Annotated in this window: 16 protein-coding genes; 2 read left to right on the forward strand and 14 right to left on the reverse strand. The window is 70.6% G+C overall.

Features of this window, described 5'->3' with window-relative positions:
• Positions 1-66 precede the first annotated feature (66 nt).
• The gene (locus tag AB0I06_RS27920; RefSeq protein WP_363121589.1) at positions 67-900 is read left to right on the forward strand and encodes a pectate lyase; all 834 of its coding nucleotides are present in this window, start codon (positions 67-69) and stop codon (positions 898-900) included.
• Positions 901-1,121: 221 nt separating this feature from the next.
• On the opposite strand, the gene AB0I06_RS27925 is transcribed toward AB0I06_RS27920, so the two are convergent.
• Positions 1,122-2,276 (reverse strand): right-handed parallel beta-helix repeat-containing protein, encoded by a 1,155-nt coding sequence (locus tag AB0I06_RS27925; RefSeq protein ID WP_363121590.1) that lies wholly within the window; start codon positions 2,274-2,276, stop codon positions 1,122-1,124.
• Positions 2,277-2,520: 244 nt separating this feature from the next.
• Here AB0I06_RS27925 and AB0I06_RS27930 point away from each other — a divergent pair, with 244 nt between their 5' ends.
• Positions 2,521-4,737, forward strand: a complete 2,217-nt coding sequence (locus AB0I06_RS27930; RefSeq protein WP_363121591.1) for a family 43 glycosylhydrolase — start codon at positions 2,521-2,523, stop codon at positions 4,735-4,737.
• Positions 4,738-4,740: 3 nt separating this feature from the next.
• Here the strand turns inward: AB0I06_RS27930 and AB0I06_RS27935 are convergent, their stop codons facing one another.
• From AB0I06_RS27935 to AB0I06_RS27995, 13 genes are all read right to left on the reverse strand, one after another.
• Positions 4,741-5,898 carry a dienelactone hydrolase family protein gene (locus AB0I06_RS27935; protein WP_363121592.1) on the reverse strand — a complete coding sequence of 386 codons (1,158 nt, stop codon included), beginning with the start codon at positions 5,896-5,898 and terminating at the stop codon, positions 4,741-4,743.
• Entirely contained in the window at positions 5,885-6,040 is a 156-nt protein-coding gene (locus AB0I06_RS27940; RefSeq protein WP_363121593.1) for a hypothetical protein, read from the reverse strand. The genes AB0I06_RS27935 and AB0I06_RS27940 overlap by 14 nt, the downstream gene beginning before the upstream one ends.
• Positions 6,033-7,151: a pectinesterase family protein gene (locus tag AB0I06_RS27945; RefSeq protein ID WP_363121594.1), complete on the reverse strand. Its 1,119-nt coding sequence runs from the start codon at positions 7,149-7,151 to the stop codon at positions 6,033-6,035. Before AB0I06_RS27945 ends, AB0I06_RS27940 begins: the two co-directional genes overlap by 8 nt.
• 112 nt (positions 7,152-7,263) lie before the next feature.
• Positions 7,264-8,598: a polysaccharide lyase family 1 protein gene (locus AB0I06_RS27950; protein ID WP_363121595.1), complete on the reverse strand. Its 1,335-nt coding sequence runs from the start codon at positions 8,596-8,598 to the stop codon at positions 7,264-7,266.
• A gap of 32 nt (positions 8,599-8,630) precedes the next feature.
• Positions 8,631-9,428 (reverse strand): rhamnogalacturonan acetylesterase, encoded by a 798-nt coding sequence (locus AB0I06_RS27955; protein WP_363121596.1) that lies wholly within the window; start codon positions 9,426-9,428, stop codon positions 8,631-8,633.
• A gap of 144 nt (positions 9,429-9,572) precedes the next feature.
• Positions 9,573-10,919 (reverse strand): sugar ABC transporter substrate-binding protein, encoded by a 1,347-nt coding sequence (locus AB0I06_RS27960; protein WP_363121597.1) that lies wholly within the window; start codon positions 10,917-10,919, stop codon positions 9,573-9,575.
• 49 nt (positions 10,920-10,968) lie between these two features.
• A complete protein-coding gene (locus tag AB0I06_RS27965) occupies positions 10,969-12,954 on the reverse strand; it encodes a pectinesterase family protein (RefSeq protein WP_363121598.1) in 1,986 nt (661 codons plus the stop codon).
• A 41-nt stretch (positions 12,955-12,995) separates the two neighbouring features.
• A complete protein-coding gene (locus AB0I06_RS27970; protein ID WP_363121599.1) occupies positions 12,996-14,513 on the reverse strand; it encodes a family 43 glycosylhydrolase in 1,518 nt (505 codons plus the stop codon).
• Complete coding sequence (locus AB0I06_RS27975) at positions 14,510-15,355, reverse strand: PmoA family protein (protein ID WP_363121600.1); 846 nt, start codon at positions 15,353-15,355, stop codon at positions 14,510-14,512. The genes AB0I06_RS27970 and AB0I06_RS27975 overlap by 4 nt, the downstream gene beginning before the upstream one ends.
• Positions 15,352-16,515 (reverse strand): Gfo/Idh/MocA family oxidoreductase, encoded by a 1,164-nt coding sequence (locus AB0I06_RS27980; RefSeq protein ID WP_363121601.1) that lies wholly within the window; start codon positions 16,513-16,515, stop codon positions 15,352-15,354. Before AB0I06_RS27980 ends, AB0I06_RS27975 begins: the two co-directional genes overlap by 4 nt.
• Before the next feature lie 20 nt (positions 16,516-16,535).
• Positions 16,536-17,822 carry a pectate lyase gene (locus tag AB0I06_RS27985; protein WP_363121602.1) on the reverse strand — a complete coding sequence of 429 codons (1,287 nt, stop codon included), beginning with the start codon at positions 17,820-17,822 and terminating at the stop codon, positions 16,536-16,538.
• The gene (locus AB0I06_RS27990; protein WP_363121657.1) at positions 17,819-18,676 is read right to left on the reverse strand and encodes a carbohydrate ABC transporter permease; all 858 of its coding nucleotides are present in this window, start codon (positions 18,674-18,676) and stop codon (positions 17,819-17,821) included. The genes AB0I06_RS27985 and AB0I06_RS27990 overlap by 4 nt, the downstream gene beginning before the upstream one ends.
• 35 nt (positions 18,677-18,711) lie before the next feature.
• A complete protein-coding gene (locus AB0I06_RS27995) occupies positions 18,712-19,647 on the reverse strand; it encodes a sugar ABC transporter permease (protein WP_363121603.1) in 936 nt (311 codons plus the stop codon).
• Between the last annotated feature and the right edge of the window lie 48 nt (positions 19,648-19,695).

The following is a 19,695-nucleotide window of genomic DNA, read 5'->3' on the forward strand; positions in this document are numbered from 1 at the left end:
CAACCCTTTCCTGACCGGTGACGACCACCAGGCGCAAGAGTCACCCCCCAGCTGAGGAATCCGTACATGACTGCACCAGCGCAACAGCGCGTCCGCCACCGCCGCGGGGTCACCCTGCGGCGGGCGATGATCGCCGGGGTGTCCGCGTTCGGGATCACCGGTGCGGCGATCGTCACCACGTCGATGCTGTCGACGGCGGGCGCCGCGTCCTCCTGGCCCGCGGACACGGGCAAGACCCCCGTCTCGAAGACCATCCCGGTCTCCGGTGTGCGCGACGGCGGCATGAAGATGTTCTACGGCACCGGCGCGCTCAGCGGCGGCAGCCAGGACGAGGGCCAGGACCCGCTCTTCGAGCTGGCCGACGGCGCGGTCCTCAAGAACGTCGTCATCGGCACCCCGGCCGCGGACGGCGTGCACTGCAAGGGCAGTTGCACGCTCCAGAACGTGTGGTGGACGGACGTCGGCGAGGACGCGGCCAGCTTCAAGGGCAAGTCCCCGTCCGCGGTGTACAAGGTGATCGGGGGCGGCGCGAAGAACGCCGACGACAAGGTGCTCCAGTTCAACGGCGCCGGCACGCTGAACGTGTCGGGCTTCCAGGTGCAGAACGCCGGCAAGCTGGTCCGCTCCTGCGGCAACTGCAAGACGCAGTACAAGCGCACGATCGTGCTCAGCGACATCGACGTGACGGCACCGATGAACTCGATCGTCGGTGTGAACGCCAACTACGGCGACACGGCGACGCTGTCGAAGATCCGCATCCACGGCGACAGCAAGAAGAAGATCAAGACGTGTGTCCGCTTCGAGGGCAACAACACGGGCAAGGAGCCCAAGGAGCTGACGCCGCCCGGTCCGGACGGCAAGACCTGCAAGTTCCAGGCGTCGGACATCAGTTACCAGTAAGCCCCCAGTGACTCCGGCCGGCCCTCGTCCCCCCTTGGGCCCGGCCGGATGCCGGGTGTCCGGCCCCCCAGTCGGACGTCCCGGCGCCTCGGCCTTCCGGAGCCCCCCTCCGGTCGGCCGGTCGGTACCGGTCGAGCCCCCCTCGACCGGTCGGCAGGACGCCCCCGCCGTTTCGCACCGGCGGGGGCGTCGCCGTGTCCGCGGTTCCCCGCGGCGCGCCCTCAGTCCATCGTCGTGCCGAGGGTTGTGGATCCGGTCGTCAGGAACGTCGTCGCGGGCAGGGACCCGTCCGCCCGGCGCGCCGCGTACGCGCCGGCCGCGTCCGTCGACCTGAAGGGCGGGGTGGCGACGCCCCTGTCCCAGGAGTTGCCGGTGGAGAGCGCGACGGAGCCGAGCGTCACGGCCCCGTCCCTGTCACCGGCGGCGAGGTTCCCGGCCAGACGGGCCCGGCCGGCCGGGAAGGAGAAGCCCTTCCCGGCGTTGCCGTAGGCGGTGTTGCGGCGCAGGGCGACGGCTCCTGTGTTGGCGTTCCCGGTGAAGCCGTGCAGCCGGTTGCCCCAGGCGGCGTTGCGGGTGACGACATGGGCGACGGACGCCCCACCGCCGCCGAGTGCGAAGCCGTTGCCGTCGCCCTGCAGGGTCGCGTCGCTCCGGCGGTTCCCACCGTTGCCGAAGGCCCAGGAGTGGTCGACGGTGACCGGTGAGGAGAACTGCCACAGGTCCAGGCCGTCGCCGGAATTGCCGTGGAGCCGGGCTCCGGTGATCCGGTTGCCGGTCCCGGAGCCGAACGTGACGGTGATGCCGTCGGCGTTGCGGCCGTGACCGGCCGGGTCGTGGTTGCCGTGGCTGTCCAGGTTCCGCACGAGGTTGCCGGTGGTGCCGTCGCCGCGCAGGGTGAAGCCGGAGCCGCCGTTGTCCGCGGTGACCAGGTTCTCGAACACCCCGCCCACCGAGGACGTGGCGACGAAACCCTGGGCCGGGGAGTTGACGAAGGCGAGGTCCCGCACGATCCAGTGGTCGCCGTGTATCCCGGCCAGCCAGGAGCCGGCGGGCAGCCTGGAGCCGTCGATCCGCACCTTCTCACCGTCGTGTGCCCGCAGCGTGATGGGTGCGGACCGTGTGCCGTTCGCCGTGGACTCGAGGGTGGCGGCCGGACGGTAGGTGCCGCCGCGGACCTCGATCACCGTACCGGCGCCGGCGTTCCTCACGGCCTCGGTGAGCTGGGCCGTGGTGGAGACGGTGACCGTCGTCGAGGCGGCCTGCGCGCCGCCGCTCGACAGCCCGAGATACACGCCGCCGGCCCCCGCGGCACAGGCCACGGCGGCGGCGACGGAGAACGTGCGGGTCCTGCGGCGGCGTCCGGTGCTCGGCAGCACGGAGCGTTCCTTTCCTGGGGGATCGGGGACGGAAACGGTTCGAAGGGGCCCGCTCCGGCCCGTTCCCGTCCACCAGTCGCCGCCGCACCGGGAAGGGTTGCCGCCGCCGGGTGTGAGCACCCCGGGGTTCCGAAAGTTTCGGTGACTCCGGCCTCACGCGCACCCGTTGACGCCTCGCGTCCCTCCGGTGAAACTCCGAGGGCCGCCATCCAACAGAATCCCCCACACTCCGACAGGAAGTGTCATGCGCCCCCGCATCGCCCGCACGCTCCTGCTTCCCCTTCTGGCCCTGACCGGCCTTTTCCTGACCCTCCTCACGGCACCGCCCAGCACCGCAGACCCCGGAGCCCCACCCGTGAAGCACAGCAAGTACGCCGGCTATCTCTTCGCCTACTTCACCGGCGAGGGCACCGCCGACGGCGAGCAGATCCGCTATGCCCTCAGCCGCGGCAACGACCCGCTGCACTGGCGGGAGCTGAACGCCGGCAAGCCCGTGCTGACGTCCACGACCGGCGAGAAGGGCCTGCGCGACCCGTTCGTCATCCGCTCCCCCGAGGGCGACAAGTTCTACCTGATCGCCACCGACCTGCGGATGTACAAGAACTCCAGCGGCAGCTGGGACCAGGTGCAGCGGCACGGCAGCAAGTCGATCATGGTCTGGGAGTCCACCGACCTGGTCCACTGGACCGACCAGCGCCTGGTGAAGGTCTCCCCGGACAGCGCCGGCAACACCTGGGCTCCGGAGGCCTACTGGGACGACGAGCTCGACGCGTACGTCGTCTTCTGGGCGTCGAAGCTGTACGCCGACGACGACCCGGACCACAAGGGCAACACGTACAACAAGATGCTGTACGCCACGACGAAGGACTTCCGCACCTTCAGCGAGCCGAAGGTCTGGAACGACCCGGGTTATTCGGTGATCGACTCGACGGTGGTGAAGTACAAGGACGAGTACTACCGCTACACCAAGGACGAGCGCGACCCCGGCTCCTCCAGCCCCTGCTCGAAGTTCATCACCGGGGAGAAGTCCACCTCCCTGACCTCGACGAAGTACGACTTCGTGGCCGACTGCATCGGCAAGGGCGCGATGGACCGCGGTGAGGGCCCGACGGTGTTCAAGTCGAACACCGAGAAGAAGTGGTACCTGTTCATCGACGAGTACGGCGGCCGGGGCTACGTCCCGTTCGAGACCACCGACCTCGCCTCCGGCAAGTGGACCCCCTCCACGGACTACCAGCTCCCGGCGAGCCCCCGGCACGGCACGGTGCTTCCGGTGACGCAGAAGGAGTACGACCGCCTGCTGGCCGCCTACCCGTCGACTCCCACCTCGGTCGTGGACGCGACGGCGAAGCACCAGAAGGGCTACGCGATCGTCACGGACAGCGCCTCGAAGGTCGTCCTGCCGATGAAGCCGGACGCCGATCTGCGGGGCCTCGCCCCGAAGCTGTGGGTGGGTGAGGGCGCCACGCTGAGCCCGAAGTCCGGCACCCGCCGCGACTTCCGCACGCCGCAGACGTACACCGTGACGGCCGCCGACGGCACGAAGCGCGCCTGGACGGTCGAGGCGGTCCGCACCCGCAGCCCGCTCCTGCCGGGCCTGAACGCCGACCCCGACGTGCACTACCTGAACGGCCGTTACTGGATCTACCCGACGACGGACGGCTTCCAGGGCTGGAGCGGCACGAAGTTCACGGCGTACTCCTCGAAGGACCTGGTCCACTGGAAGGGCCACGGTGTCATCCTCGACCTCGGGCCGGACGTGACCTGGGCCGACAAGAACGCCTGGGCTCCCGCGATCGCCGAACGGAACGGCAGGTACTACTTCTACTTCTGCGCCGAGCAGCAGATCGGCGTGGCGGTCGCCGACTCCCCCGCGGGCCCGTTCAAGGACGCGCTCGGCAAGCCCCTGGTCGCCAAGGGCGGATCGCTGCCGGGCCAGATGATCGACCCGGCGGTCTTCACGGACGACGACGGCCAGGCCTACCTGTACTGGGGCAACGGCCGCGGGTACGTGGTGCCGCTCAACGACGACATGGTGTCGTACGACGCCTCGAAGGTGCGGGACATCACCCCGGCGAACTTCCGCGAGGGCTCCTTCGTGATCAAGCGGAAGGGCACGTACTACTTCATGTGGTCGGAGGACGACACCCGCAGCGAGAACTACCACGTGGCCTACGCGACGGGACCGTCCCCGCTCGGCCCGTGGACCAAGCGCGGGACGATCCTTCAGAAGCGGCCCGAGTACGGCATCCTCGGCACCGGTCACCACTCGGTGGTCAACGCCCCCGGCACCGACGACTGGTACATGGTCTACCACCGGTTCGCCCTCAACGGACCCGGCCTGCCGGGCGGTGACGGCATGCACCGCGAAACGACCATCGACCGCATGGAGTTCGCGGCCGACGGAACGATCAAGCCGGTGGTACCGACCCTGGAGGGCATCAAGCCGGTGCGGCGGTGAGTCTCACAGGACGTCGTCGAGCCAGCTGACGACCTCGTCCTGCATCGCGTCGTTGAAGACGTGGCCGAACTCCGGCCACGTCTTCGTCGTGATCCGCTCCTCCGCGTGGTGCGCGCGCCAGACGGCACGCAGCCTGTCGTACGCGACCCGCACGCCCTCGGCCGGGAAGAGCGTGTCGAGGCCGCCGTGGAAGAACAGCATCGGCTTGGGTGCGGCGATGCTCGCCACATCGGGGATGTCGAGGTGCCGGGCGAGCCCGGGGTGGAGCATGCAGTACGCCGACTGCCCGCGCAGCGTGTTGTTCCCGGGCACCATCATCTCCTTCAGCCCGGTCATCCAGCAGACGCTCGCGGCGGCCGCGACGTGGTCGCTGAGGGCGGCGGTCTGCCAGGCGCGGTAGGCGCCCATGGAGAAGCCGACGGCCGCGACCCGCCGGGCGTCCACCCGGTCCAGTCCGGCCAGGAAGGCGGCGGCCCGCTGGTCCTCCCTCGTCATGAGCCCGGCGAGCGAGGAGCCCAGGTGGAAGAGGTTGGACGCCAGGGCCTGCTGCTGGTCGTAGGCGAGCGGGCCCCGGTCGCCCCAGCCCAGGGCGTCCAGGCACAGCACCACATGGCCGCGCCGGGCCAGCTCGTCCCCGACGAACCGCCCGCTGAAGTACGTGTCCGCCCAGGACCTGGCGGACGCGAGCCGCGTTTCGTCGTACCAGGGCCGGACGAGCTTCTCCTTGCCGATGTCGAACCGGGCGCCGTGGTCGTGCAGGAGCAGCACCGCGGGGAAGGGCCCGCGGCCGTGCGGGGTGAGCAGGGCGCCGCGGACCCGTTCGTAGCGGGTGAGGGAGACGGTCACGAGTTCGCGCGTGTAGTCGCGCGTACGGGATCGGCCGGTGAACTGCGGCGCGTACGGCGTCCCGTCCTGCCGTTCGACGAGGAGGTGCTCCTCGACGGTGGCCCGGGCGGCCCGCCGCCAGGCACGGACGTCGCGGATCGGGGACCGGCCCCAGGCGAGCGGGAAGGTGAGGGCGTCCTTCAGGGCGGGGTGGAAGCCGGGCAGTGGTCCGTCCACCACGGCCGCCTCCGCCCCGCCCGCCGCTCCCCCGGCCGGCAGCGCGGTCCCCGCGCCGACCACGAACGCCCGTCGTCGCACGGCTTCATGGGCGTCCATACGGCCTCCCGGCTCCGGCGTGCCGCAGTACGTACCGCTCGACCGCCGCCGGGGAGGCCAGGGCACGGTAGGCGTACCGGTCGGCGGGGTGCCAGCCGACGTCGTCACCGAGGCCGAGGAGGAGCACGGCGGTCCTACGCATACGGCCGCCAGTCGCCGAGGTAGGTCTGCCGGGTGTGCGACCGGGCCTGGGCGGGGGTGAGTTGGGGCCGGTTGGCGGGGACCGTGACGGCCGCGCCCGGCCCGGTGTTCCGGTACTCCGCGAAGCGCTGGGCCTGCCACGGGTACGCGTCCGACATGCTGGCGTAGGGTGCGACCGCGTCGATGCCCGGGCCGAGCCGGGTGTCGCGGACGGTGAGCATGGGGCGGGCGGTGGGATCGGAGCTGGGCACCCAGGGCCGGGCCAGCTTGTAGTAGCCGTCGGGCGCCTCGCTGCTGACGGTGCTCCGGGTCACCAGGTAGCCGAGCGGATTGGCACCGGCGGTCGACGGTGCGAAGACGAAGCCGTACGGGGGGCCGGCCAGGTCGGTCCGGGACAGCGTGCGGAAGTGGCACCGGTCGAAGACGGCGGTCGCCCGGCCGAAGACGAAGTCGACGTCGCCCTCGGCGTAGCAGTGGCCGAAGTACTGGCGGGCGAAGGTGCCCAGGGCCGTCGAGTCGGCGTACAGGGTGTCCTGGTGGCCGAGGAACCGGCAGTGGTGGAAGGCGGACCGGTCGCCCTGGACCTTGAGGGCGACGGCCTGGGTGCCGGTGGTCCCGGGATGGTCGGCGCGCAGCCAGTCGTTGGCGAACGTGATCCAGCGGGCGGTGAAGCCGTCGGCCTGGACGGTGGTGGTGGCGGAGCCGGTGGTGCCGTAGGTGCCGCCGCCGGGCTTGGGGGTCCCGGCCGCGTTGTCGTACACGACGACGACGTCCCGGGGGTCCCGGCTCGCCCCGATCCACGTCATCCGCGTGCGGTCGCGGTCGACGGCGACCGTCTCGCGGTAGGTGCCGGGGGCGAGGACGAGCGTCCAGCCGCTGCCGGTGGCGGCCGCGACGGCGGCACGCACGGAGGTGTGGTCGCCCCGGCCGCGCGCATCGACGTACAGCGTCTTCGCGCCGAGACGGGCGGCCGGTGAACCGTACCGGCCGAACGGGCGGGGCCGCCCGGCGGCCCGAGCGGGGGCCGGCGCGAGGGCGAGAGCGGGGGCCGCCCCGGCACTCGCGACGAGGAATCCCCTGCGGGAGAGGGAACGGTGGACGTGCGCGGACATGCGGCTGTCCCTTCGCTTCACGGTGCGGCTCGGGCGGGCAGGGGTGGTCGGTCGGGAGGCCGGGACGGGCGCACCTCGTGGCGGGCGCCCGTCCCGGCCGGTCTCGGGGACGTCAGCAGATACGGCCGGCGCCCGCGCGGTGGTCGACGATCGCGGGGACGGCCTTCCCCGGGTCCACCTTGGTGCGCAGGGCGGGCGTCCAGCCGGCGCCCGACTGGAGGGTCTCCTCGGGGATCTCCGCGTTGTGCACGGCGATCAGGTCGGTCTTCTTGCCGTTGACGTAGTTGTCGGTGGCGGTGACCGGGGCCTCCATCCACTTCTTGAGGATCTTCGCCGGGCTGATCCCCTTCGGCAGCGTGAAGGCGTTGTGCTCGGCGACGAGCCGGGACTCCTTGCCGATGCCGAAGCTGTAGACGTAGTCCTGGCCGGCCACGAAGTGGTTGTTGTAGGCGTCGACCTGCCCGAAGCGGACACGCGGGGCGCGCTCGACCACCTTCCGGAACAGGTTGTGGTGGAGCGTCACCTTGAGCTTGCCGCGGTCGCCAGCGGCCGTCGACTCGCTGTCGCTGTTGCCGATCATGAGCGTCTTGTCGTGGTCGGCGAACACGTTCCACGAGGCGGTGACGTAGTCGGATCCCCGGACGATGTCCAGCTCACCGTCGTGCTGCTGGTACAGCGCGCCGAAGTACGTCGGTGCCTCGCTGTCGGGGTGGCTGCCGTCGGTGAAGGTGTTGTGGTCCATCCAGACGTGGGTGGAGCCGTAGACGACGGCGGTGTCGTACTCGGAGTTCCAGGCTCCGTTGGAGGTGTCGGTCGGGTCCCACTGCGGGAAGCAGTCGAGGGGGCTCTCGAAGGTGAGGTTGCGGACGATGACGTTGTCGACGCCCTTGATCTGGAGGCTGGCGCCCTTGAAGCCCGCGTTCTTCCCGACTCCGATGATGGTGGTGTCGGCGGGCACGGCGGCCTTGATGGCCCGGTCCTGGTTGTCGGCGGAGGCGCGGCGCAGTCCCTCGGGGCTGTCGGCGGGCTCCTGGCTCAGGTCCTTGTCGAGCCCCCACGTCTCGGGCGCGTACTTCTTCAGGTAGGCGTCGAAGTCGTAGCCGGGAACGGCGAAGGCGTCGCACCCTTCGGAGACCGCGTCGATGGTCCCCTTCACCTTGATGATCCTCGGCGCGCTGCCTTCCGCGGCGAGGGCGGCCTTGAACTGGGCCCAGGTGGTCACGGTGTACACGCGTGCGGCGTCGGCGGCGGCACCGCCGGTGGTCCCGGTGCCGTGGGCCCCCCAGCCGTCTCCGGCGCCGAGTGTCTGCCGGGCGGGATCACGGGAGTCGGCCCCGGCGGCGGTGGCGGTCGCGGTCGCGGTGAGGGACAGCACCAGCGCGGTGCAGCCGGCGAGGGCGGCGGCTCTCTTCACTATGGCATGCTCATGCCATCCAGATGCGTTCATGATGCGGATCTCCTTTTCGAGGACGGGGGGTGCTACGCGGTGGCCTTCGGCCAGGTGATCCAGGACTCGGGAATGGTGTCGTCCAGCCGGCGCACCTCGCCCGGCGCGAGCACCCGGGTGCGCAGCAGTTCCCGCGCGACGAGCCGCGCGACGGCGATCGCGCCGGGCGGGTTGAAGTGCGTGTTGTCCTGCTCGGTCGCGGTCCAGTTGAAGTACTTCTTCGTCTCCTCGACCCCCAGCCGCTGCCACAGCGCGATCGACAGCGCCTGGATGTCGAGCAGCGTCACCTGCTCCTCCTTGGCGAGCGCCCGCATCGCCGCCGGGTAGTCGCGGTGCGTCGGCAACGCCTTGCCCGCGGCGTCGAACTTGCGCCGCTCGACGGACGTGGCGAGCACGGGCCGCGCCCCGCGTGCCCGGGCCCCGTCGATGTACTGCCGCAGGTAGTCCTGGTAGGTCGACCAGGGCTCGGTGTACCGCGTGGGGTCCTCCGTCTTCTCGTCGTTGTGACCGAACTGGATGAGCAGGACGTCACCCGGCTGGATCTGCCGCAGGACGACACCGAGTCGTCCCTCGTCGATGAAGCTCTTGGAACTGCGGCCGTTGACGGCGTGGTTGGCGACCGGCCGGTCCTTGTGGAGGAAGAACGCGAGCGCCATCCCCCACCCGGTCTCGGGCGCCGCGTCGGCGTACTTCTGGGCGGCGGTGGAGTCACCGGCGATGTACAGGGTCCGGGCGCGGCGGCCGGTGGCCTGGGCGGTACCGGTCGTGGCGAAGGCGAGAGGAACGGCGGCGGCAGCGGCCGCGGTGACTTGTCTACGGCTCAGTGACACGACAAACCCTTCTGTCCATGGGCTTTCAGGGGCGCGGGGGTGTGTCCCGCAGGTGCGCGGCCTGCGGTGACGGGGTGCCGCCGGGGTGCGGCCCGTCCGGGACGGCCTGCTGCCCACAGGCCGTCCCGGACCTGACCGGCCGGCTCAGCCCTTCTGCTGGTCCCACTCCGCCTGGGCCTCGTTCAGCTGGTCGGCCATCTTGTCCAGGAACTCCTTGGCGCTCATGTCACCGAGCAGGACCTTCTGGAAAGCGGGCTCGTTGTCGGCCTTGGAGATGGTGTTCCAGTCCGGCAGGTAGTACGGGAGCTGGACGATGGTGGTGGAGCCGTCGTTGAGGGCCTCGGCGGCGAGCTTGGTCGGCTCGGCCTTGGAGATCCAGGCGTCCTTGGCCGCGTCGGTGTTGGACGGGATGGCGCCGGCCGACTCGTTCCACTTGGAGTTGGACTCGTGCGAGGCGGCGAACTCGATGAACTTCCAGGCGGCCTCCTTGTTCTTGGAGCTCTTGAACAGGCCGAGGCCGTCGACCGGGTTGGAGACCTGCACGCGCTTGCCGCGGGGGCCGGTGGGCTGCGGTATGCCGCGGAACTTGTCGGGGCCGAGCGCCTTCACGTGGTCCTGGTAGGAGCCCAGGTTGTGGTTGAGCATCCCGATGGTGCCGGAGTCCCACTGCGCGACCATCTTGGTGAAGTCGTTGTTGAGGTCGGCGGCCGGCGTGTACTTCTTGTACAGGGCGGCGTACTTCTCCAGTGCCTCGACGTTCTTCGGGTTGTTCAGCGTGGTCTTCTTGCCGCCGGCGTCCCAGAAGGACGTGATGCCGGACTGCCCGTACATCGCGTCCAGTGCCTGTGCGATGGAGCCGGCGCCGCCGCGGATGGTGTAGCCGAACTCGTTCTTCTTGGCGTCGGTGAGCTTCTCGGCGGCGGCGTAGAACGTGTCCCAGGTGGTGGGCGCGTCCAGGCCGGCCTTCTGGAACAGGTCGGTGCGGTAGTAGAGGGTGCCGTTGTTCGCGGAGGTCGGGATCGAGTACAGCGCGTCGCCGCCGCCGGCGGACTTCAGCGACTCGACCATGCCCTTGTTGAGCTTGTCCTTGAGCGCGGACTTGCCGAGCCGGCCGTCCAGCGGGTCCAGCGCGTTCTGGGCGGCGAACCCGGCGGCCATCGCCGCGCCGACACCGCCGACGTCCGGCAGGCCGCCGCCCTGGATCGCGGTGTCGACCTTGGACTGGTACTCGGTGGCGGAGATACCGACGTACTCGACCTTGACGGACGGGTTCGCCTTCTCGAAGTCGGCGATGATCTGCTTCCAGATGTCCGTGCGGACACCGCCGTTGTTGTCCCAGAAGACGATCTTGCCCTTGCCGCTGCCCTCGGCGCCCTTGTCGCCCCCGGCGCCGCTGCCGTCGTCGCCACAGGCGGTCGCGGTCAGGGCGAGGACGGAGCCCAGGGCGACGGCCGTGGCCGCACGCCTGCTTCTGCGGATGCTGCTCTTCATGGGTCGGTTCTCTCTTCTGGATCAGACGGAGATATGAAGTCGTGGGGGGTCAGTGGCGTGCGTGGGGCGCCCAGTTGTCGCTGCCCTTGAGGTAGGCGGTGACGGTGTGCGTCTTCGCGTCCTCGTCGCTCATCTGCGGCCGGTCCTGGGTGACAGCGGATCCCGGACCGTGGTTGCGGTACTCCGTGAAGCGCGCGTCCTTCCAGGAGAAGCCACTCATGTCGGTCCACGGCGTGGCCTTGATCGCGGCGGGCAGCTCGGTGTCGCGGATCAGTACCTGGCCCACCGCGTTCGGCTCGCCGCCCGGGTGCCAGGGCCTGCCGAGGTGGAAGCTCGCCTCCGGCGCGTCGCTCACGATCTTCGAGCGGGTGATCAGGAACCCGTAGGGGTTGCCCGTCCACGTCGAAGCGGCGGTGATCCACCCGTTGTTGGTCGTCGACCCGCGGCTCAGTGCCTTGATCACGGACCGCTCGATCACGGTCGTCGCCCGCCCGTAGACGAAGTCGACGTCGCCCTCGATGTAGGAGTCGCGGACGTACACCCGGCTGATCACGTTCAGCTTGGGGCTGTCGGTCATCAGGGTGTCCTGGTTTCCCAGGAAGGCGGTGTTCTCGAAGACGATCCGGTCGCCGGTCGTCTTCATGGCGAGGGCCTGCTCGCCCTTCAGCTCGACCGCGGCCTCGTCGAAGTCGTTGCTGAAGGTGAGGTTGCGTGCGGTGACGTCGTTCGCGGCGATCCGCACGGTGGCGCTGCCCGTGGAACCGCCGTACTCGGCCGGGGTGTTGTGGACGACGACGGTGTCGGAGCGGTCGCGTCCGGTCCCCTGGAGCACGATCTTCGGCTTGGCCGCCGGGATGAACACCTTCTCCCGGTAGGTGCCCGGCGCGACCGCGATCGTCACCGGCACGTCGTTGCCGTCGGGCACGGCGTCCACGGCGGCCTGCACGGTCGGGTAGGCGCCCGGGACGTCGAGGGTCACGCCGATCCGGCGCTGCGGACCGGAGTACTTCTTCACCAGGGCGGGCACGGCCCGGGCGGGGTCGAGCCGGTAGTCGTAGAAGTCCCGCGGGTCGAAGGCGGCACCCCACTCGTCGGTCCGCCCGCTCGTCCGCCTCAGGATCGATCCCCGCTCCACCAGCTCGGCGGTGGCGTCGGCCTGGTAGGGGTGCTGGACCCGGTCGTAGTAACCGTTCTCGATGACCATTTTGGTGCGGCCCCGGGACCAGTTCCCGTACGTCCACACGGGGTCGCCGTCGGCCACCTGCGCCGAGACGTAGTTGTTGTAGAGGTGTGCGTAGGCGCAGTTGTCCGCCGAGGGATTGCGCTGCTTCGTGCCGGTGAACCAGTTGTGGTCGATGGTGATCTGCGTCTGGACGTTGGACGTCCAGCCGATGCCGAACGCCTTGTTGTGGTTGCTGAACCGGTTGTAGGAGACGGTCACGTACTGACTGTCCTTGCGGATGTCGAGCAGGCCGTCGCCCATGTGGGTGAAGCGGTTGTGGTCGATCCAGACGTGGTGGACGGCGTCCATCTGAATGGCGTCGAAGTCGGAGGTCTTGCCGTCCCAGTCGCCTTCGACGTAGGAGTCGCGGATCGTCAGGTTGCGGATGATGACGTTGTGCGTGCCGGGTTCGAGGTGCAGTTCGCCGTGGACGATCTCGCCGGTGTCGCCGACGCCGATGATCGTCTTGTCGGAGGCGACGACGATGTCCGAGCCGAAGGGCTCGACGGCGACCGACCCCGCCACCCGGATGACGTACGGCTCCTCGGCGGCCGCGTACTTCGCCAGCGAGGCCTGGTCGGTGACCGTGACGACCTTGCCGCCGGCACCGCCCGTGGTGCCTCCGGCCAGCGAGGCGAAGCCGTGGGCCTGGTCCGTCCAGCGGGCGGCCGCCGCCGCGGAGGTTGTGGCACGGGCGGGTTCGGCTGCCCCCGCCTCCCCGGTCGCGCCCAGTCCCAGGGCGGCGACCAGGCCCGCCACGGCGGCCAGGGCGGCACCCGGTCTGGGTAAGCGCTTGCTACGGAAGTGCGTCATTGCGGCTCCCAACAGGCGTGATGGGCGTACGGATGCGGTGGTTACAGGTCGGTGATCCGGAAGTGCGTGAACGTGGCGGCACCCGCGTGTCCCGACCCGACGGGCGCGAGGGCGAACAGGCCGAGCAGGGCGCCGACCCAGCGCCAGGGGGTGGCGGCGAACACGGGACCCGAGGGGCCCGGCCCGTCGCCGAGGTCGTAGGAGAAGCGGCAGCGGGCCCCGGCGCCCAGCTCGACGCGGAGCCTGACCCGCCCCTCGGGCGCCGGGCGCGGGTGCGCCGCGTCACGCTCCCGCTCGGCGACCCCCTCGGCGAACCGGTGCACGAGGTGGACCGTGCCGTCCGCCCCGCGCTGGAGGCCGATCCAGCCGAACGCGTCCCCGAGCACGGCGAGTCCGGCCCGCGCCCCCGGCTCCTCACTGTGCAGGCGCAGCTCCACCTCGACGGCGGACGGGACACCGGGCAGCCGCTGGGTGAGGAGGTTCGGGAGTTTGCGCAGGTCGTGCGTGTCGGCCGAGCGGACGCAGGTCAGCCGCAGTCCGTCACCGGAGTGCTGGGTGGCCCAGCCGGGCCGCGGGTTGGCCGTCCACTGCCACTGGCGGCCGTACCGTCCACCGGGGAAGTCGTCGTCGGTGGCGGGCGCGGCGGGCGGCTGGGGCGGCAGGTCCGGCCGCCGGTGCACGGCCACGGGGGCGCCGTCGTCCCCGAGCACCGGCCAGTCGTCCGGGTCCCAGCTCATGGGCTGGAGGTGCACGACCCGGCCGTAGGGGCCGCGCTGCTGGAAGTGCAGGAACCAGTCCTCGCCGGACGGAGTGCGCACCCAGCCGCCCTGGTGGGGCCCGTTGACGTCGGTGTCCTTCTGCTCCAGGACGATCCGCTCCTCGTACGGCCCGAAGAAGCCGCGTGAGCGGAAGACGCCCTGCCAGCCGGTCTCCACGCCCCCGGCCGGGGCGAAGATCCAGAACCAGCCGTCGTGCCGGTAGAGCTTGGGGCCCTCCAGGGTGAACCAGCCGGGTATGCGGTCGGCGTCGACGATCACCTTGCCCTCGTCGAGGACCTCGGTGCCGTCTGGGCTCATCCGGTGCCCGGTGAGGCGGTTCTTGACGCCGGAGCGGGACTTGGCCCACGCGTGGACCAGGTAGGCCTCCCCGGTCTCCTCGTCCCACAGGGGGCAGGGGTCGATCAGGCCCTGGCCCGCCTTCAGCAGGTGCGGACGGGTCCAGGGACCCCGGATCCGCGGGGCGTTGACCTGGAAGACGCCCTGGTCGGGATCGCCCCAGAAGATCCAGAAGCGTTCGTCGTGATACCGCAGCGAGGGAGCCCACACCCCGCAGTCGTGCCGGGGCCTGTCGAACTCGGCGGCCGGTTCGAGGCGTTCGAGGGCGTGTCCGACCAGGGTCCAGTTGACCAGGTCCCGGGAGTGCAGCAGCGGCAGGCCGGGGACGCGGCCGAAGCTGGAGGCGGTCAGGTAGAAGTCGTCGCCGACGCGGACGACGTCCGGGTCGGACCAGTCGGCGTCGAGGACCGGGTTGCGGTAGGTCTCACTGGACTCGGGGGTCACGGGCTCACCGCCTTGCGGACGAGGGCCGCCGCGGCGTCCCGGTCGAGACGGCCGTCGGCGACGACGGTGACCACCCGGCGCACCACGGTCCCGCCCGGCGGGATCGGCACCCGCTCGTCGTGTGCCAGGGAGGACCCGACGCCCGGGTACTCCCGCGTGCGCACGAACCACGGGTCGCGCCGGGTCTGTTCGGTGGCGCCGGCGAAGACCAGCGTCCAGGTGCCGCCCCGCAGCGCGAGCCAGTCGGCGGGGCGGCCGTGGACCTTCTCCTCGCCGTCGGCCCGGGCCGTGAAGACCTCCGGCGCGGCGGACTCCTTGCGGGCCCGCCAGAAGAACCCGCCGTAGGCCGCGCCCGGGCGCCCGTTGGTCGCGGGGCTGCCGATCGACAGCGGGTCCCCGGTGACGTTGGTGAGGGAGAAGGTCAGGTCCAGGGCCCAGGCCTGGTCGGTGAGTTCGGTGGCGGCGACCGTGCGGCGCTCGCGCAGCAGCTCGCCGCCCGCGGCCATCCAGCGCAGTTCCTCGACGAAGCCGTCGGGGTCGCGCAGCTGGAAGGCGACGTGCCGCTGCGCGCCGTGGTTGTCGAGCTCGGTCGGGCCCTGGTCGCGGACGTAGGTGCGTCCGCCCCAGAAGTTGAACCCCTCGACGTCGGGAACGGCGACACCGACGCCGAGGTGGTGTGCGTGGTCGGCCGGGGCGAGCTCGGTGACGGCCGTGCCGGCCAGGGTGGTGACGGGGTGCAGGTAGGGGCGCGGACAGAGCCGGGCCGGCAGTTCGGGCCGGGTGACGTACCGGCCGACCGGCCGGCCCGCGACGCGCAGGACCGCGGTGTCGTTGCTGGTCATCGGGTGCTCACCTCGTTCGACAGGTGCGCCCAGGGGGCGCCGAGCTCGGAGTAGAGGGAGAGGGTGTCGGCGGACGCGGCGACGAGTCCGTCGATGCCGGGCACGACCCGGCGGTTCTCGCCGGGGACGCGGTGCCAGGCGGTGTCCGGCAGCGGTGCCGGGTCGGGAGCGGTGCGGACGGCCTCGACGACCTTCATGAAGGCGCCGGTCTCGTCCGGCGGGACCAGCAGGTCCGCCCCGGTGGTGAGGTGGTCGACGAGGTTCTCGAGCAGGTCGGTGCGGCCGTGCTCGGATTCCTGCGGGCCGTGTCCCGCGCGCTGGAGCAGCACGCGGTCCTGCTTGTACCAGAAGGTGATCCGGCCGCTGCTGCCGTGCACCAGCACGTACGGCTCGTCCGCCTGCTCGGCGCACAGGGTCGCGGCGACGGTGACCGGGTGGCCCTGCGCGGTGGTGACACGGACGCAGGAGGTGTCGTCGGACTCGATGGCGTTGGCGCGCAGCAGCTCGGTCTCGATGCCGGTGACGTCCTCGGCGCGGGTCGTGCCGCCCAGGGCGAGGGCGGTGGCGACGGCGTGGGCGAGGGGGTTGGTCAGGGCCCCGTCGATCACGTCGACGCCGTTCAGCCGCCGCCTGCCCGCCCAGGGCGCCCGGCGGAAGTAGTCCTCGTCGCGTACCCAGGCACCGGCGCCGCCGAGTCCGACCAGGTGTCCGATCGCACCTTCCCGCACCAGTTCGCGGATGGCGGGCAGGGCGTGCGAGCCCAGTGACTGGAAGCCGATCTGGCAGACCACACCGGCCGCGGCGACCCCGTCGGCCATCCGGCGGAACTCGGCGTAGGAGGGGGCGGGCGGCTTCTCCAGCAGGAGGTGCACGCCGCGTTCGGCCGCCGTGAGCGCCAGGTCGGTGTGGGTGGGAATCGGTGTGCAGATCACCGCGACCCGGGCGCCGGTGGCGTCCAGCAGGGCGCCGAAGTCGGCGGACTGCTCGGGAGCGCCGAGGCCGCCCAGTTCCTCCTCGGTCAGCGGTGTCAGCTCGCAGATCCCGGCGAGCTTGACGAGGCCGTCCTTCTGGAGACGGCGGATGTTGTCCAGGTGCCAGCGGCCGTGGCCGCGGGCGCCGGCGAGGACGACGGGCAGGGGCGTGGTCGGGGATGCGTTCATGGCGTCGATCATGCGTCCGGTCACGGAATCCTCCCGGCCCCCGCGCCGCGGGCCACCGCCCGGTCGGCCTCCCGGGCGCTGTCGATCGGCCCGTGCAGGGTGGGCGTCCAGCCGACGTCGGCCGTCAGATCGCGCTCGCTGCCCGAGTTGTAGGCGTTGTGGATCGCGAGCAGGTCGACGGGGAAGCCGTTGAAGAGCGTGCCGCTCTGGTGCAGGGCGCTGCCGTTCCAGCTCTTGACCAGGTCGGCGACCTCCACGTGGCCGGGCGCGTGGAAGGCGTTGTTCTGCGCGTACATCCTCGACTCGGTGGAGACGCCGAGGGAGTAGCGGTAGTCGTCGCCGGGGATGTCGTACCGGTTGTTGTAGACGTGCACCTGGCCGAAGCGGACGCGCGGGGCGCGCTGGACGACGGATTCGAAGGCGTTGTGGTGCAGGGTGACGCGGAGCTTGCCGCGGTCGCCGGTGGCGGTGTCGCCGCTGCCGATGAGCATCGCCTTGTCGTGGCCGGTGAACCGGCTCCAGGAGACGGTGACCAGGTCGGAGCCGTTCGTGATGTCCAGCAGACCGTCGTGGCGCAGGTAGTTGCGGGCGAAGTGGGTGGGTTCCTTCGCGTCCGGGTGGCCCTTGTCGCTCAGGGTCACGTGGTCCACCCACACATGGGTGGCGCCGGTCAGCCAGATGTTGTCGTACGCGGTCTTCCAGTCGCCGAGGCCGCCCGTGTTCGGCTGCCAGACGGGGAAGCAGTCGTAGGCGTCGCGCAGGTCGAGGTTGCGGACGATGACGTTGTCCGCGTCTTGGATCCGGAGGCTCGCGCCCTTCAGGACGGCCGAGTCGCCGAGGCCGACGATGGTGGTGTTCGAGCCGACCGGCAGCACGATCCGCTCGGCCTGCCGCGCGGCGGAGGCCTGACGGGCCTCCTCCTGAGGGCCGCTGGGTTTGGCGGAGCCCCAGGTGCGGGGGTCGTAGGCGGCGAGGTACTTCTTCAGGCCGTAGCCGCCGGTGGCGTAGTCGGCGCAGTCCAGCCGGTCGCCGTCGTCGTCGGTGTTGGCGTCGATCGTCCCGGCGATCTTGATGATCTTCGGGGTGTCGCTGCCGCCGTCGAGGGCGCGGACGAGTTCGGCCCGGTCGGTGACCGTGTACACGTGGCCGGCGTCTGCGGCCGCGCCTCCGGTGGTGCCCGCTCCCTCGGCGGCCCAGCCGTCGTGTGCGGGAAGGGTGTCGCGGCCGATGTCCCGGGCCTCGGCGTGCGCGGGCACGCACAGCACGCCCAGCAGCCCTGCGGTGACGGCCAGTTGTCTGCCCCTCATCCCTTCACCGCCCCCGCGCTGAACCCGGTGATCAGCCACTTCTGGATGAAGGCGAACACGATCACGACCGGGACGGCCGCGATGATGCCGCCCGCGGCGAGCGCGCCCAGGTCGACGCTGTCGGCGCTCATCAGGGAGTTGAGGCCGACGGGGATCGTCTGCTTGTCCGGGTTGTTGAGGAACATCAGGGCGAACAGGAAGTGGTTCCAGGAGTGGACGAAGGCGAACGAACCCACAGCGATCAGACCGGGCCGCAGCAGCGGCAGCACGACGATGCGAAAGGCCGTCAGGCGGTTGCAGCCGTCGACCCAGGCCGCCTCCTCCAGGGAAGGCGGCACGTTCTTGATGAAGTTGCTGATGAGGATCATCGACAGCGGCAGCTGGAAGACCGTCTCGGCGAGGATGACGCTGCCGAGCGAGTTGATCATCTTCAGCTCGGCGAAGATCTCGAACAGCGGGACCAGCAGCAGCGCGCCCGGCACGAACTGGGAACACAGCATGCCCAGCATGAACAGCCGCTTGACCTTGAAGTCGAACCGGGCGAGGGCGTAACCGCCGGCCAGCGCGACGAGCGTCGTCATGATCAGGGTGGCGACGCCGACGAGCACGCTGTTGGTGAAGTAGGTGCCGAAGCTGCGCTCCGTCCAGACCTTCTCGAAGTGGTCGAAGGTCATGGGCCAGGGCACGAGCGAGGTCGAGCCGGCCGGGCGCAGCGAGAACAGCAGGATCCAGTAGAAGGGGACGAGGGTGAAGAGCAGGTAGATGCCCAGGGGCAGGTAGATCTGCCAGCGGGGTGCCTCGTCCCAGGTGCGGTGGCCCTTGGCGGGGCGCGGCGGTTCGGGGGTGTCGCGCACCGGGACGGGCGCGGTCTTGGTGGCTTCCTTGACGCTCACTTGCCCTCCCCTCCGAACTTGCTCAGCCGCAGGTAGACCATCGAGCAGAACAGCAGGATCACGAACGCCACCGTGGTCAGGGCCGACGCGTAGCCGAAGTTGTGGGCGTCGACGGATGTGTTGGCGATGTACAGCGGCAGCGTGGTCGTCTCGCCCGCGGGTCCGCCGCCGGTCAGGGTGTAGAGCAGGTCGACGTTGTTGAACTCCCACACCGCGCGCAGCAGCGTCGACAGGATGATGGCGTCCTTCAGGTGGGGCAGCGTGATGTGCCAGAACTGCTTGAGGCGGCTGGCGCCGTCGACCTCGGCTGCCTCGTAGAGGTCCTTGGAGACGGACTGGAGGTCGGCGAGGATGAGGATCGCGAAGAAGGGCACACCGCGCCACAGGTCGGCCACGATCGCCGCCGGGAACACCGTCGAGGTGTCCGACAGCCAGCTCGTGCCGTAGGAGCCGATGCCCATGTCGGCGAGGTAACGGGTGATGCCGGTCTGGGAGTTGTAGAGCAGCACCCAGATCGCGGAGGTCAGCACGCCGGAGACGGCCCACGGGGAGAAGACCAGGGCGCGGCCCAGCCCCCGGCCCACGAAGGTCTGGTTGACGATCAGGGCGAGCGCGAGGCCGAACAGCAGCTGGAGACCGACCTCGACGACGACCCACTTGGCGCTGAAGACCAGCGTGTCCCAGAAGACGGGGTCCTCGGTGAAGGCGTGGACGAAGTTGTCGAAGCCCGCGTAGCCGTTGCGCCACGGCTTGGTGGGGTTGTAGTGCTGCAGGCTGTAGTAGAAGACGCTGATGACCGGGTAGGCGATGAAGCCCAGCATCAGCAGGGCGGCCGGCGCGATCAGCAGGTACGGGAGCCTGCGCGGCGTGGCGGAGGCCCGGCGCCGCCGGGGTGGCGCGGGCGGTTTCGCCACGGCTGCGGCTTGGGCCATGACTGTTCTCCGTTCTCAGTACGTCGTGGTACGTCGTGCGTGGGTGCG

The organism is Streptomyces sp. NPDC050674 (assembly GCF_040654575.1).
Lineage (GTDB): Bacteria > Actinomycetota > Actinomycetes > Streptomycetales > Streptomycetaceae > Streptomyces.

Bases quoted from the DNA above. Each gene is read 5' to 3' on its own strand.
- AB0I06_RS27920 (WP_363121589.1), top strand. From the start codon at position 67: ATGACTGCACCAGCGCAACAGCGCGTCCGCCACCGCCGCGGGGTCACC.
- AB0I06_RS27930 (WP_363121591.1), top strand. From the start codon at position 2,521: ATGCGCCCCCGCATCGCCCGCACGCTCCTGCTTCCCCTTCTGGCCCTG.
- AB0I06_RS27935 (WP_363121592.1), bottom strand. From the start codon at position 5,898: ATGGACGCCCATGAAGCCGTGCGACGACGGGCGTTCGTGGTCGGCGCG.
- AB0I06_RS27940 (WP_363121593.1), bottom strand. From the start codon at position 6,040: ATGCGTAGGACCGCCGTGCTCCTCCTCGGCCTCGGTGACGACGTCGGC.
- AB0I06_RS27945 (WP_363121594.1), bottom strand. From the start codon at position 7,151: ATGTCCGCGCACGTCCACCGTTCCCTCTCCCGCAGGGGATTCCTCGTC.
- AB0I06_RS27950 (WP_363121595.1), bottom strand. From the start codon at position 8,598: ATGAACGCATCTGGATGGCATGAGCATGCCATAGTGAAGAGAGCCGCC.
- AB0I06_RS27960 (WP_363121597.1), bottom strand. From the start codon at position 10,919: ATGAAGAGCAGCATCCGCAGAAGCAGGCGTGCGGCCACGGCCGTCGCC.
- AB0I06_RS27965 (WP_363121598.1), bottom strand. From the start codon at position 12,954: ATGACGCACTTCCGTAGCAAGCGCTTACCCAGACCGGGTGCCGCCCTG.
- AB0I06_RS27975 (WP_363121600.1), bottom strand. From the start codon at position 15,355: ATGACCAGCAACGACACCGCGGTCCTGCGCGTCGCGGGCCGGCCGGTC.
- AB0I06_RS27980 (WP_363121601.1), bottom strand. From the start codon at position 16,515: ATGAACGCATCCCCGACCACGCCCCTGCCCGTCGTCCTCGCCGGCGCC.
- AB0I06_RS27985 (WP_363121602.1), bottom strand. From the start codon at position 17,822: ATGAGGGGCAGACAACTGGCCGTCACCGCAGGGCTGCTGGGCGTGCTG.
- AB0I06_RS27995 (WP_363121603.1), bottom strand. From the start codon at position 19,647: ATGGCCCAAGCCGCAGCCGTGGCGAAACCGCCCGCGCCACCCCGGCGG.